Below are 13504 nucleotides of genomic sequence, written 5' to 3'. Positions count from 1 at the left end.
CATTTTATATAACTCTTCATTCATCGATTTGAACAATGAATACATCATCAATTAAAACTTCTTGTTCTTTGTTTGGATAGATCCGAAACTTATATGCTTTGTTGACCAACATTACTTCACATCATTTCATACGGGAATACACGTTCTCATTCTGTCATTACAGAAACTGTTTTGTCTACAGACAACCGACATTCATCTCCCTCTTATCATCGGGCTCTGCCCTTCACATGATTGAAGAGGGAGTCTTCTGTCGGAAACTGATAACAGCGGAGGTTTTTCGAATGAATAATCCAATTGAATTCATTAAAGAACATAAACAACAAATTGTTCAAACCTATTCAGAACTACATGCTATCGCTGAACCTAGTCGGGAAGAACGGCAGACCTCCCGCTATTTACAAGAAAAATTAGCTGCAGCTGGTTTGCAAGTCACTACGTATACCGATCATTATGGATTCATTGCTGAAATACCTGGTGAAAAAGAAGGTGTCATTGCGCTACGTGCCGATATGGATGCATTGGTTCAAGAAATAGATGGCGTAGTGAAAGCGAACCATTCATGCGGACACGATGCACACAGTACGATGGCCTTGTACACGGCATTGGCACTAAGTGAGTCTAGTCCACAACATACGTTGAGATTCGTTTTCCAACCAGCGGAAGAAGTTGCAGAAGGTGCTCTGCAAATGATGGAGGAAGGCGTTCTAGAAAACGTAATATTTTTAGGAGGCATTCATGTTCGACCGCATATAGAAGTTCCGTTTGGTAAAGCTGCACCCGTCATTTTACACGGTTCATCCGCCACAATTATCGGTTCGATTATTGGAACACCTGCACACGCAGCTCGACCTGAAGAAGGTAATAATCCAATTGAAGCAGCTAGTTTCCTTATTCAAGCATTACGGCAAATCCGCCTGCCAGGCAATAAAAAATTCTCTATTAAAATCACCGAGCTCCATGGTGGTGAAACGAGTAATTCAATTCCAGAAAGTGCACGTTTCACATTGGATGTTCGTGCAGAATCAAATGAAACGATGGATGCGCTACTTGAAAAGGCTCGTCACATTATCGACAATGTCGGTGAATTGACAGAGACGGAAATTACGTATGAAGAAGAAGGCTATTCCCCTGCCGCTACTGAAAGCAAAGTTGCAGTCCAATTGGCAGAGCAAGCCATTGGTTCTGTGTTGGGAGAAGAGAATATCGATGGTCCTTGTATTTCACAAGGTGCGGAAGACTTCCATTTCTACACGTGGAAAACGCCTGACATCCCCGCAACAATGATTGGTCTGGGCTGCGATTTGAAACCAGGACTGCATCATCCACAAATGTCATTCAATACAGAAGCATTAGTATACGGAGCCCAAATTCTAACTCAAATGTTACTAAACGCGGATCAAGAGCTATGAAAACAATTATCTATCACGACCATGACCAAATTCTCTCAGGCATGACGATGAAAGATTGTAATGAGCCGGAGTGCTATAATATGGCGCTTCACGCATGTACTTCTGCCGAACAAGTAATCGGCAACCGAAAACTATTGGCTAGTTTCCTACAAAGTAAGCCTGAAGATTTTGTATTTGCCAATCAAACACATAGTGCAAACTTTCACCGCGTGACGGATCTAGACCGCGGCAAAGGTGTGTTCGAACAAGAATCTGCACTTGTAGATACGGATGCGCTCTACACGTTTGAACCGAACATTGTGCTATGCAGTATGACCGCGGATTGTGTACCGGTAATTTTTCATGCTGACGAACTTATCGGAGTTATTCATTCAGGGTGGCAAGGAACCGTGAAAGAAATCACACCGAAACTTCTACGCCACCTACGAGAAGTTGAGAGCTGTGACTTGCGCCATATGCACGTACAAATCGGTGCAGCACTTAGTCAAGAAAAGTTTGAAGTTGATGAAGATGTCTTTAAAAAGTTTCATTCACTCGGTTATGCAGAAGAATTCATCCGCTACAATGAAGCAACAAACAAATATCATATCGACAATCAACTAACAGTAAAACGACAATGTGAATTGGCTGGAATTCCCGCTGCAAATATTACAATTGATCGTACGTGCACGTTCCAAAGTCCAGATGGTTTTTCTTATCGAGAGGACAAACAAGCAGGTCGGCACGTTAGCTTTATCAAAAGAAACGTATAAAAAGGTAGACAGGAATGTAACGTAAGACATTCCCGCCTACCTTTTCTATCACAACTTATCCTTTTCAATTGGTTCTTTTACTTCTTTACGCTTTTTCTTAAAATCTAGTTCCTCGCCGAATTCTGTATTGTAATTCACATTTCGAATCCGATCAAAGCGATCACTAGGTTCTTCTTCCCTTTCGACATCAGTGACAATTTCTTCATTTGTTTTGAATAAAAGAGCAATTGTCGCCAATCCACTCAGCCCTACAACAGCATAGACAATCTTCGCGAGGGTTGTATTTTGTCCTCCGAATGCAGTTGCAACTAAATCAAAGTTAAAAAATCCGATTAATCCCCAATTTAATGCCCCGATAATGACTAACGCCAATGCAAACCGCATAAAACCACTCAATGCACACACCTCCTCTATAGATCATTGAATCCACGACAACTATGTATAGACTCCCTATTATAGTTCACCAAAAGAGACTTTTCATGCATTTTCATTAGGCAATTCTTTTAAGACAGTTCTATTTTGGCTCTCTAGACTCTAAATTAGAAGACCACTACAAATGAAAGCAGGGATCGTATGCAAATTAATGGCGTTTTTTCAGGCGGCGGATTAAAAGGATTTGCATTAGTAGGTGCTGTTCAAGAGTTAGAAAAACTAGGGTACCACTTTGAGAATGTTGCAGGAACGAGTGCAGGTGCAATAGTAGCAAGCTTCTTGGCTGCCGGCTATACAGCAGATGAAATTGAAGTCATGTTAGCTGAAGAAGATTTCCAATTGCTACTTGATCCTCGCAAGACATTACTGCCATTTTCATTCATGAAATGGGTCACTCTGTATTGGAGGATGGGGTTATATAAAGGAAAAGCACTTGAGGGTTGGTTCTTTGATAAACTTGCGAGAAAAGGATGCTATGCCTTTGGCGACCTTCCGAAAGGTTCTTTAAAATTAGTTGCCTCCGATTTAACGAACGGCAAAATGATGGTGTTACCTGATGATCTTGAGGACTACGGCTACGATCCAGACAAATTTTCTATCGCAAAAGCATTACGTATGAGTTGCGGCATTCCTTACTTTTTTGAACCTGTTCGATTGGATGCACCAAAAGGAACTATAGTCGTGGATGGTGGTATACTTAGCAATTTTCCGATGTGGATTTTCGATAATGTACCACAAACAAAAAAATATCCTTTAATTGGACTTAAGCTAAGTCGCAGTCAAGAAGAAGTACCAGGGCGCTCCATTCATAATGCATTACAATTATTCGAAGCCTTATTCTCCACGATGAAAAATGCACATGACGAAAAGTATATTTCGCGTACACATGAAAAAAGTATAGTTTTCATCCCAGTAGAAAATTATAGCGCAACGCAATTTGATATAGGTGAAGAACAAATCGAAGAACTACTAGCAATCGGACGTAGTCGTACCAAGGAATTCCTGCTAACTTGGTCACCAGTGCAAGCCAAATTAGTTAGTCACCGAAATGTCATCTAAATGAAACATTTGAATTGTATGCAGTTTACATCATTGCTTTGGCGGGTAAAATGACTAGTGAGGAGGGTTGCAATAATGACTAACTTTACTGAGGATCTACTCTTCACTCGTGAGCTTGAACTTCTAACAGACGAATACGACACTGCGCCCGCCGACATAAAGACTTTCATCTTAAAAGATATTCAGTTGCTTGAATCAGCGATTTCCCTATTGGCTAACGATGTCCAGTGATTAAACATATATAGTAAGTAATTCTTACTTATCTAAATAACTGCTCCATCGTCTCGTTTCGCTTCATTCTTTCTTCTTCTGTAACCAAATCATATTTCTTTAATAGATGAAATACTTCATTCAATGTCTCCTGGCCCAAAGGCTTACTCAAAAACAGTTCACCACGCTTCACCAATTCACCAGGTAATAACGCTTGCTGTTCCATCAACTTTTGCACCACATCATTTTGCGTATGATCAATTGTACATCTACTCAATACTATCGACTCCTTTACCCAACACTATATCACAATTTTCGGTGAACTTAAAACGAAGGCTTGTTGCTTATGTTATAAAGGCTACGAGTCTTTTTTTCTATCCAAAAGTTATGTGAAGTACTCTAGCTTTGCATTCGGAAAGAACTCATCTATATAATTGTACAGCTTTTCTTTAATTTGATCTTCTTCATCTTTCGGATAAATATATTTTCCAATTCCATACTTACCCCATTTATATCTACGTTTTTCTTCATCCAATTCCAGTTTAGTCTTGGGGTAATTCTTTTCAATCACTTTCTTCGCAGACTTTGTAAAACGATGCTGAATTAACTCGAAAGTTATATCAACCCGTGCATCTTCTGGTAACTCAGCGTCTAGACGTTCAAATAAATGACGATAGCCGTCTTCCCACCCGTCATGTAAGTAGATAGGTGCAACGATAAAACCAAGCGGATATTGCCACTTTTCCAGCTGCTTCCATTCGTTTATCTAATGGTGATGTTCCCGGTTCAAAATAGACCAACTGAGGAATGAAAGGTTTATTCATATCGTTTTTATCTCCTATCCATAGTGGATTTACGATCGTGTGGACTTTTCCTTTAATATTATGATGAATGGATTATTCTTTACAAACCAAAGTTCTATATACCTATTGCATTGTTATAAGAATAATCAATACTCTGTATATAGAGATAATCATGTTATACATTCGTACATAACAGGAGATGAGTGAGGATGAAAATAACTAAGCGTAGAAAAAAGCACCTATCTCCACCTGCTTTAATCGCTTTATCTTTTTTATTCACTATCTTAATCGGTACGTTGCTTCTAAAATTACCTTTCGCAACAAAAGTACCGATTACTTGGGTAAATGCCCTTTTCACAGCTACTTCCGCTACAACCGTGACAGGATTGAGTGTAATTGATATCTCTTCCACACTCACTGTATTTGGAGAAGTCGTACTGCTACTGCTAATTCAAATTGGTGGAGTAGGCTTAATGGCTTTCGCCGTAGCCATACTCATCATTCTTGGAAGAAAGGTAGGTATGAAAAACCGTATCTTCATTCAAGAAACGTTTAGTTACCGGTCCATAGGAGGTACCGTTAAATTCCTTCGTGAAATTCTTCTGTTTGTCTTTATCTCAGAAGGCATTGCGTTTATTGCGTTATCAATCTTTTGGGTACCTGAATTCGGATGGAAAGATGGCTTATACTACAGTGTATTTCATGTTGTCTCCGCATTTAATAATGCTGGGTTTTCACTGTTCCCCGATAATCTCATGCCGTTCGCTGGTAATCCAGAGGTCATTATCATCTTATCCGCATTATTCGTCATCGGTGGCATCGGGTTTGTCGTAGTAATGGATGTTATACAAAAGAAATCGATTCGACAATGGACACTTCATACAAAAATCATGATTTATGGCACACTCATATTGAACACGATGGCTACGCTATTCTTGCTCATCATGGAATTCCATAACTATAAAACCATCGGGGAACTGAGTTTTTTGGATAAAGTATGGACGTCTTACTTCCAAGCTGTATCCCCAAGAACAGCTGGTTTCAATATGGTCGCAATGGGAGATATGGAAGAATCCTCATTACTACTGACTCTTTTGCTGATGTTCATCGGAGGAGGTAGCGCATCAACCGCTTCCGGTATTAAACTAACAACATTTATCATTATCTTATTAACTACTCTTTCTTATTTTAAAGGTATTAGCGAACCACATATGTTCAATCGGACGATCAAAACAGAAATCATCTTTCGGTCCATGGCTGTTGCAGCTGTAAGCTCTGGTGTAATCTTTGTCGCTTTATTTTTATTGACCATTACAGAAAAAATGCCCTTCCTGCCGCTGCTATTCGAAACTGTTTCAGCGTTCGGAACCGTTGGACTATCATTAGGCATTACTAGTGACCTAAGCCCTGTCGGTGAAATCATAATTTGTCTTGTCATGTTTTTAGGTCGCATCGGCCCTTTAACATTATTCTTCCTATTAATTCGTACAAAAAAGGAGTCGTATCATTATTCATACGACCACGTGCATACAGGATGATTAAAGATGAAGTGTCTGATACAAACAGACACTTTTTTTGTCGTTTAGACAACGGCATGAAAAGATATATTGAACTCTACAGGTTGCGCTGAGTCGTTGTGGTCTATTTCTATGACTTGTAGTGAAGGTACGGTGACTGAACGTGACGTATGTGGCGGAATGATAATCGACGCTGTTTTATTCAACCTACTAGTTATACTCTTATTACTAGTATTTCGAATTGTAACGGTCGCAGTCAGCAAGTTGTTCGTATGATTTTGAAAAACCTTCCCCGACGCAGAGCATACATGAAGTGTTTCTGAAATCAAAGCACGCTCTGTAAAGTACTTTTGGTGACTACAACCAGGATCTTCAATTCTATTTGTATACACTTCATGAAGTGAATTTGTATAACTACCTATAATAGGAGATGATTGGCGAACAATTTTGACTTTCACCAGATCCGTGACGGCTATACTCCTCGTCTCCCCTCTAGGAATTGTCAGCAATACTACCTTTCCCGAGCGACTAGTGATTCGTAACTGAATCTCCTCTTTCTCACCCTTCCAATAAGAAAATACATAGAACGCAATAGATGGCGTATGCGTATAGTTTTTATAGATAACAGATTGTTCAAGCGACCATTTCATACAAACATTTCCGCACATACGATGACGCGTCGTTGAACATAGCTCTACCCAATCTAAAATAGGGTAGTATAGTTTTTGCGTTGCACACACACAATTTAAATTTATCAATAACACTTGACTCGTTCGAATAAATAATAGCCTGTTTCTGAAAATCGGGCGTATTAATTGTAGAACGACAGAACCGATTTTACGATCAATACTCTTCACAATAAAGTAACTCGTCGTAAAACAATCTCCATTCGTCATCTTACTAGCCACGCGTAGTAATTTAGTTCGCATCGTCAACTGGATCAAGTCATTTGCAGAGACTAGATTATTACACTGGCCATGATGCTCCCCTCTTCGTCTATCCATCAACCCATCCCTTATTTTTTTAGTATTGTATAGTATGCGCTACTTACAAATAGGTCTTATACAAATCACCTATCAAAATATTTATTCAGATACTCCAAGACAAGCAACTATACATTGTCTTGTTTTCTGCATTAGATACAACAGAAGGACAAAGCAACACGATACGTTCTTCAAACAACAGATTGGAGGTGAACAATATGAGTTGTGGATGTAGTCCAGATCCGGTTTTCCCACCAGTACCACAGTCTTTCTTGTCTTCTACTTCGGTTTGTGGGAACTGGTGCTATCCATGCGGTTCAAGTTTCCCTGCTGACTTAAGAGTTCTTTGGGAAAAAGACAACAGCTTCGTTGGGACAATCTCCGGTACAGTAACAATTAACTACCAAGGGGGGTGTGATGATAGACTTGGCGTAGTTGTTAGAGACAGCAATGGAGTTATCTATGGCGGTGATGACGGAAGTTTTGCGGTTCCTCGTCCAACGGAAAAGTGTACACAAAACGGTCAAACAGGAAACACAGTGAGCCGTACGTTCCCCGACATTGCTAGTGTGGAAATCCTCTGTCAAGGAACACCATGTAAAACTTGCTTTGGAAAATACTGTTTAGAATTGAATTATACGGTTACAGTGTAAATTCAACAGTATAATAGATGTAACGAAAACAGCCTACTCGACTAAGTTGTCGAATAGGCTGTGTTTATGTCCCACAATATGTTTGATAAGGCGTCTTGTCTTCTGGTGGATTCACATACTCTTCTTGCTCCACCGTATACGCATACGGATTTTCAAGTACGTCTAGCAACTTGACGAATGGAGTTAAATTACCACTTTCCGCCGCTTGTAAAACCTCTTCCACATAATAATTTCTTGGAATAACGGAAGGATTATGCTGTTTCATCAGCTCCTCCACCGCTTCTTGATCATTCGGCTGACGGTGTAATCTAGCGGTCCAACGTTCTTTCCATTCTCTAAAGTCAGCAGTATTGAACATATCCTCCGCTTGTCCTAGTGTCAATGAACGGAATGCATTCGTATAATCCGCCTGATGCTCTTTCATGATGTTCAATAAATCCTGAACTAGCGTTTCGTCTTGTTCTTCTTCATTGAATAAACCAAGTTTCGCGCGCATCCCTCTCATCCATTCAGTTACATACAACCTGGCAAATTCAGAAAGCTTACTCTCTGCCAGTTTCACAGCTTCATCCTTATCCTCATGCAATAACGGCAAAAGCGTTTCAGCAAATCGCGTCAAGTTCCATTCCGCGATACCTGGCTGATTACGGAACGAATATCTTCCTTGAACGTCAATTGAGCTAAAGACCGTTGCTGGATCATAGCTATCCATAAATGCGCACGGACCATAATCAATCGTTTCACCGCTAATCGTCATGTTATCAGTATTCATTACCCCATGGATGAACCCTACCAACTGCCACTTCGCAATGAGGGAAGCTTGACGTGCGATTACTTCTTCCAACAACGATAAATACGGTTGTTCTTCATCAGCAGATTTTGGCGTATGACGCATAATCGTATAATCAGCCAATGCCTGCAAATCTTCAACGACTTTACGCGCAGCAGCGTATTGAAAAGTGCCTACACGCAAATGACTTGAAGCTACTCTTGTCAGTACTGCTCCTGTCAACGCAGTTTCTCGTAGTACAGGCTCGCCCGTCACTGTGACAGCCAAGCTACGCGTCGTCGGAATACCGAGTCCGTGCATTGCTTCGCTAATAATATACTCACGTAACATCGGACCGAGAGCTGCACGACCGTCCCCTCCACGTGAATAAGGAGTCCTTCCAGAACCTTTCAGCTGTATATCCACTCGGTTCCCATCTTTAGTAATATGCTCACCTAAGAGCATTGCACGTCCATCACCAAGCATTGTAAAATTACCAAATTGATGACCTGCGTAAGCTTGTGCGATTGGCTCCAGCCCTTCTAAGCGTTCATTTCCTGCAAAAACAGCAGCGTATTCTGTGGAGTTCAATTGCTTCGCATCTAGACCAAGCGAAGTTGCAAGCTTGTCATTGACTACGACAAGTTGTGGATAACTAACAGTATTCGGTTTTACGACAGTATAAAAAGCTTCTGGTAACTCGCGGAAGCTACATTCTACATTCCAACCTATCAGATTTTTATTTTTCATACGTTCTCCTTTCATTTCATATACATTATGCTTATTTCAATCGACCTTGATACAGAAGTAGATGTCTAATCATGACAAAAGCCAAGTATTATTGATCAATATATGAATCATGACTTTTTAATGGCATTTAGCACTTTTTACATAAAAGTAAGTTCATTTCTACATAATCATATTGATTTATATGAGAAACTATCTATAATAGTTATAAACGACGTATTAGGAGGTTCATACCATGTCTTCATTTCGTCCCAAAATGGATGTCAAACAATTATTACAGCGCGGTACAGATTTACAAGCGCCTACACGTTTTTTAGATACACTTCACTATAATAACTTTCGAAAAGTTGATGTCCAAAATCTTGCTGAGTTACATAAAAAACTAAAGAATATCACACCTACTATATCAGAAATTTTTGAGCAATATTTACAAGAACTCTCCCCTAATCACCAAAATCCAGTTCCTAAAACGGTAATTGATACGTATTTAACTAACTTCTTTACATACACGCGTGATAAAGAGTATATGGAACAGACATTGCAATTCTTCCTCACTTTACGAAAACATCGCTTTGAAGCGGGTAAAACGATTGTACTGTTGAATCAGTTCGCATTTTATATCCAGACACATCTATTATACCACTTCGGTTACCGCCCAACGAAAGCATTCGAATTGATGAAGTCACTCCAAGCTGCCGTTAATATTGATCAACAACTCTATGTTGAACTAATGACTGAGCAAACGGTTGAACATGTCGTAACAGAAATCTCTACTCTTGTTGATACAAACGCTAAAATCATGTTTATGAAAGATTTGATATTCAATCTAGACAACCAGTCCGATGAAATCCAGTCATCCACTGCGGCAACTGAACAAATTACTGCATCCATTACGGAAGTAGCCAATACATCTTCACGGATTTCAGAAAAAACAGCAGACTCAGTACAATACGCTGTGAATAGTAAAAAGACGATTGAAACTACGTTAGATGATATATTCCAGACTGAAGAAAAGTTCCACTCTATCGTGGAAACATTTGCTTCTTTACAACATCGTGTAGGAGAAATTGAAAACGTTGTACAATTAATCAATGGCATTGCAGGCCAGACAAATCTATTAGCGTTGAATGCATCTATTGAAGCAGCACGTGCAGGCGAGCACGGTAAAGGCTTTGCTGTCGTTGCGCAAGAGGTACGAAAACTTGCCGAAAATACAGTATCCGCATTATCTGAAGTGACGGAAAATGTCGGTCATCTAAAATCGTACGCAAATAACGTGTCAACTTCCATTGAAGAAACAACAAAAATTATAAACCATGCTACTGCAGAAGCAAAAAATGCCTTGCCTTTGCTAACAGCTATTGTAGCAGCAATCGAAGAAATCAATATGGATGTTAGTAATACGGCAGCTATTTCTGAACAGCAAGCCGCTTCTATTGACGAAGTATCTCACCGCATGATGGCAATCTCTCAAGCACAGGATGATATTCGTGACTTTGGAGAAAGAACATCAGCTTCCATTTATGGTTTAAGTCAAGAAATCAACAACTTCCGTTTACGTGTCATTGAAGATAATAATGTACATTTATCGTCGAATGCCTTATTACAATTATCAAAAGCAGACCATATTCTTTGGAAGTGGCGCATTTACAATATGCTTCTTGGTTTGGAGACTGTCAAACCATCTGACGTTTCCTCCCATCACGATTGTCGTTTAGGTAAGTGGTATGGTGAACCACTCACAAAAGAGAAACTAGGTCATTTACCAGCCTATCAAAGCATGATGGCTCCTCATGCAGACGTGCACAAATACGCACGTGAAGCAGCAACAAATTTCGAACAAGGAAATATCAAAGCGGCAGAAGAAAACCTACGTCAATTGGAAACCTCCTCCGTTGAAGTTATTCGCCTTCTTAACGAACTGATTGCTACGAACGCAAAAGAATCTATTACTGTGCAACCTATTATATAACTGATCCCTATAAATAAGGAGATCCGAAACGTCACATACCGTGACTTTCGTGATCTCCTTATTTTCTATTTAGCTAATGAAAATCCTTTACCTAAAATTTCAGATGCATTTAGAAAAACAACAAATGAATGGGGCTCTTCTTCTTGCAGTACTCTCTTCAAGTAAATCGCCTCTTGTTGCTCTACCACACATAAAATCATCGTCTTTTCTTGATTTGAAAAACCACCTATCGTTAATCCTCGATCAATTTCTTCTTTAATAATCGTCTGGATTCTCTCTTCGTGTTCGGTAATAATCAATACAAGTTTAGAAGGAGACGTTTGTAATTGAACAAAATCAATCACTTTGCTCGTTACGAAAATAGCCATCATCGCAAAAAGGGCTAATTCGAGATTGAACACTACCGCAGAAGCGACGACAACCATACCATCGACGAGTAGTTGGGCATAGCCACTTGACAAACCCGAATACTTTTTAACAATTTGTGCAACCGTCGCGAGACCTCCTGTAGAGCCGTTCCCCCGATAGACAATACCGAGTCCCACTCCTAGTAAAATCCCTCCATAGATAGCCGATAACAATGGATTATCTATCGTAAACGGGATATCAGCACTCAGCCAAATAGTAAATGGTACAAAAAATGTACCTACTAATGTTTTAAGGCTAAACTCTTTTCCAAGCAATACGAATCCAAGGAAAAATATCGGGATATTAATTAGCCATTGTATAAAGGCTGGTTCAAATTCATATAGTTCATACAAAATTGTACTAATTCCCGATACACCACCCGCCGCAAGCCTAGCAGGTAAGAAAAACATATTAAAGGCTAAGCCGACAAATATTGAACCAATCATAATCCAACTATACTCTGTGAGTAACTTTCTCATCGTTGTCTGGGTCTTCATGTGAGATTCCGTCCTTTCTTGGTAGACGTGCCTTTGTCATTTTACATCATATTTCGTATATTGACACCCTACCTTTTCCCCGTTATTATATGCAAAACCCGCTAGACTGCAAATACGCAATCTAGCGGGTTTTAAGCTTCTATTAAATAATTATACAGTTTACTCTCAACCGCATGCTCCATCACCATATTCATATGAACGACGGGCAATCTCTTGCCTTTACTGTCGAGCATACGATCTTCAGCTACACTTTGTTGATCTGGAAATCCCTTACCCAAGTAATAGAAGTCCGTGCCTTCGTCATCATCTTTCTTTACGAAAAGATGAATATCAATATCTTGTTGCTCGGCTTGAATAATTGTTTGTACCTCATTAGATTGAAGTGTGCGATTGCTACGTGTATACCATTTGAATAACTCCGGATTAATAAATTCATCACCGTAATCTACACTCGACTCTACTTCTCCATGTTTATGATACGTAACGAAGACAGGACATGTACCATGCTTCGTTTTATAGCCGTACATCGTAGAACTCTCATCTGCTTGCCAGTTTAGTAACTTGCATACATCTTTACGTGAATACTTTGCATGCAATGTTAGTGGTTGTGAAAAGTCATAACTCTTCGCCTTTTCGCGCGCACAACATAAAATATCAGCTAGTAAAAATGCTGCATAAGAATCATTGTGCAAACTTTCCCGAATCGTATCATTAAATGTAAATACTTTATTACTATCCATTGTAATAATCGCTCTGTCACCATATTTTTTTCGTGCATTTTGTGTATAGAACGACAAATCATATATACGTCTTACAGATGCAATGGTATCCGAATCTACATGACACCCATGCAACTGAAGTTGTTCAATGAACTCATCTACATGTACTCTTCCCTTATCTATTAATAACTCTGCTAGAACGATTTCATGCATTCGTTTACCACTCATCAACTCTAACGAGAACATCGTCAATACTTGGTTTTCATAAGGCGTGATCATCGGCGTTTCTTCCTTCAACCGCAATAGGAAATTGAAATAGTTATTGTGCTTATCTACAATAACGACCGGATCAATTGAATGCTGTTCTACGAAGTCATATAGGTAAGGAACTCTGCCTAATTTATTTTTCAAATCATGATATGCATCACGCAAGATTTTCAAGGACGTCAGATTACTACTGCTAATTGCGCTAAAAATCCGCTTTTGAGCAACATCTTCAAAGTTAATAGTTGAAACGCCTTTAATATAACTCGTATCCTTCGTATATCGACGAACATTGTCTTTATTCATCGAT

14 protein-coding genes and 1 pseudogene are annotated in these 13504 nt (G+C 39.5%); 7 read left to right on the top strand and 8 right to left on the bottom strand.

The features are described 5' to 3' along the window. Nucleotides 1-16: 16 nt before the first annotated feature. Nucleotides 17-112: a helix-turn-helix domain-containing protein gene (locus ORD22_RS13140; RefSeq protein WP_317646529.1), complete on the bottom strand. Its 96-nt coding sequence runs from the start codon at nucleotides 110-112 to the stop codon at nucleotides 17-19. A 169-nt stretch (nucleotides 113-281) separates the two neighbouring features. On the opposite strand from ORD22_RS13140, the gene ORD22_RS13135 reads away from it, so the two are divergent. Together ORD22_RS13135 and ORD22_RS13130 are read left to right on the top strand one after the other, a co-directional pair. Beyond that, the gene (locus ORD22_RS13135) at nucleotides 282-1409 is read left to right on the top strand and encodes an amidohydrolase (protein WP_317646528.1); all 1128 of its coding nucleotides are present in this window, start codon (nucleotides 282-284) and stop codon (nucleotides 1407-1409) included. Continuing rightward, the gene (locus ORD22_RS13130; protein WP_317646527.1) at nucleotides 1406-2161 is read left to right on the top strand and encodes a purine nucleoside phosphorylase YfiH/LACC1 family protein; all 756 of its coding nucleotides are present in this window, start codon (nucleotides 1406-1408) and stop codon (nucleotides 2159-2161) included. Before ORD22_RS13135 ends, ORD22_RS13130 begins: the two co-directional genes overlap by 4 nt. Nucleotides 2162-2209: 48 nt before the next feature. Here ORD22_RS13130 and ORD22_RS13125 read toward each other — a convergent pair whose 3' ends face one another. Then, a complete protein-coding gene (locus ORD22_RS13125) occupies nucleotides 2210-2557 on the bottom strand; it encodes a DUF378 domain-containing protein (RefSeq protein ID WP_411567656.1) in 348 nt (115 codons plus the stop codon). 177 nt (nucleotides 2558-2734) lie between these two features. Here ORD22_RS13125 and ORD22_RS13120 point away from each other — a divergent pair, with 177 nt between their 5' ends. Beyond that, nucleotides 2735-3652, top strand: coding sequence for a patatin-like phospholipase family protein (locus tag ORD22_RS13120; protein ID WP_317646525.1), 918 nt, complete (start codon nucleotides 2735-2737; stop codon nucleotides 3650-3652). A gap of 75 nt (nucleotides 3653-3727) precedes the next feature. After that, entirely contained in the window at nucleotides 3728-3883 is a 156-nt protein-coding gene (locus tag ORD22_RS13115) for a hypothetical protein (protein ID WP_317646524.1), read from the top strand. Between the two features lie 28 nt (nucleotides 3884-3911). Here ORD22_RS13115 and ORD22_RS13110 read toward each other — a convergent pair whose 3' ends face one another. Continuing rightward, nucleotides 3912-4139 (bottom strand): hypothetical protein, encoded by a 228-nt coding sequence (locus tag ORD22_RS13110; protein ID WP_317646522.1) that lies wholly within the window; start codon nucleotides 4137-4139, stop codon nucleotides 3912-3914. 108 nt (nucleotides 4140-4247) lie between these two features. Continuing rightward, nucleotides 4248-4653, bottom strand: a pseudogene (locus ORD22_RS13105) (spore photoproduct lyase family protein); the annotation flags it as partial. Nucleotides 4654-4874: 221 nt separating this feature from the next. On the opposite strand from ORD22_RS13105, the gene ORD22_RS13100 reads away from it, so the two are divergent. Beyond that, entirely contained in the window at nucleotides 4875-6203 is a 1329-nt protein-coding gene (locus ORD22_RS13100) for a TrkH family potassium uptake protein (RefSeq protein ID WP_317646521.1), read from the top strand. 44 nt (nucleotides 6204-6247) lie between these two features. On the opposite strand, the gene ORD22_RS13095 is transcribed toward ORD22_RS13100, so the two are convergent. Further along, a complete protein-coding gene (locus tag ORD22_RS13095) occupies nucleotides 6248-7186 on the bottom strand; it encodes an S-Ena type endospore appendage (protein ID WP_317646519.1) in 939 nt (312 codons plus the stop codon). A 197-nt stretch (nucleotides 7187-7383) separates the two neighbouring features. On the opposite strand from ORD22_RS13095, the gene ORD22_RS13090 reads away from it, so the two are divergent. Then, nucleotides 7384-7818 (top strand): S-Ena type endospore appendage, encoded by a 435-nt coding sequence (locus ORD22_RS13090; RefSeq protein ID WP_317646518.1) that lies wholly within the window; start codon nucleotides 7384-7386, stop codon nucleotides 7816-7818. A gap of 64 nt (nucleotides 7819-7882) precedes the next feature. Here ORD22_RS13090 and ORD22_RS13085 read toward each other — a convergent pair whose 3' ends face one another. Beyond that, a complete protein-coding gene (locus ORD22_RS13085; protein ID WP_317646517.1) occupies nucleotides 7883-9337 on the bottom strand; it encodes a protein adenylyltransferase SelO in 1455 nt (484 codons plus the stop codon). A 232-nt stretch (nucleotides 9338-9569) separates the two neighbouring features. On the opposite strand from ORD22_RS13085, the gene ORD22_RS13080 reads away from it, so the two are divergent. Then, on the top strand, nucleotides 9570-11306 hold the full coding sequence (locus ORD22_RS13080; protein ID WP_317646516.1) for a methyl-accepting chemotaxis protein: 1737 nt from the start codon (nucleotides 9570-9572) through the stop codon (nucleotides 11304-11306). A 65-nt stretch (nucleotides 11307-11371) separates the two neighbouring features. Here ORD22_RS13080 and ORD22_RS13075 read toward each other — a convergent pair whose 3' ends face one another. Together ORD22_RS13075 and ORD22_RS13070 are read right to left on the bottom strand one after the other, a co-directional pair. After that, nucleotides 11372-12193: a YitT family protein gene (locus ORD22_RS13075; protein WP_317646515.1), complete on the bottom strand. Its 822-nt coding sequence runs from the start codon at nucleotides 12191-12193 to the stop codon at nucleotides 11372-11374. 149 nt (nucleotides 12194-12342) lie between these two features. After that, nucleotides 12343-13504: DUF3427 domain-containing protein (locus ORD22_RS13070; RefSeq protein ID WP_317646514.1), on the bottom strand; the 1162-nt coding region annotated here is incomplete at its 5' end.

The sequence above is a fragment of the Sporosarcina sp. GW1-11 genome (assembly GCF_033088395.1).
Lineage (GTDB): Bacteria > Bacillota > Bacilli > Bacillales_A > Planococcaceae > Sporosarcina.
Note: the sequence above shows the minus strand (reverse complement) of the source record. Positions and strands in the feature narration are given on the sequence as shown.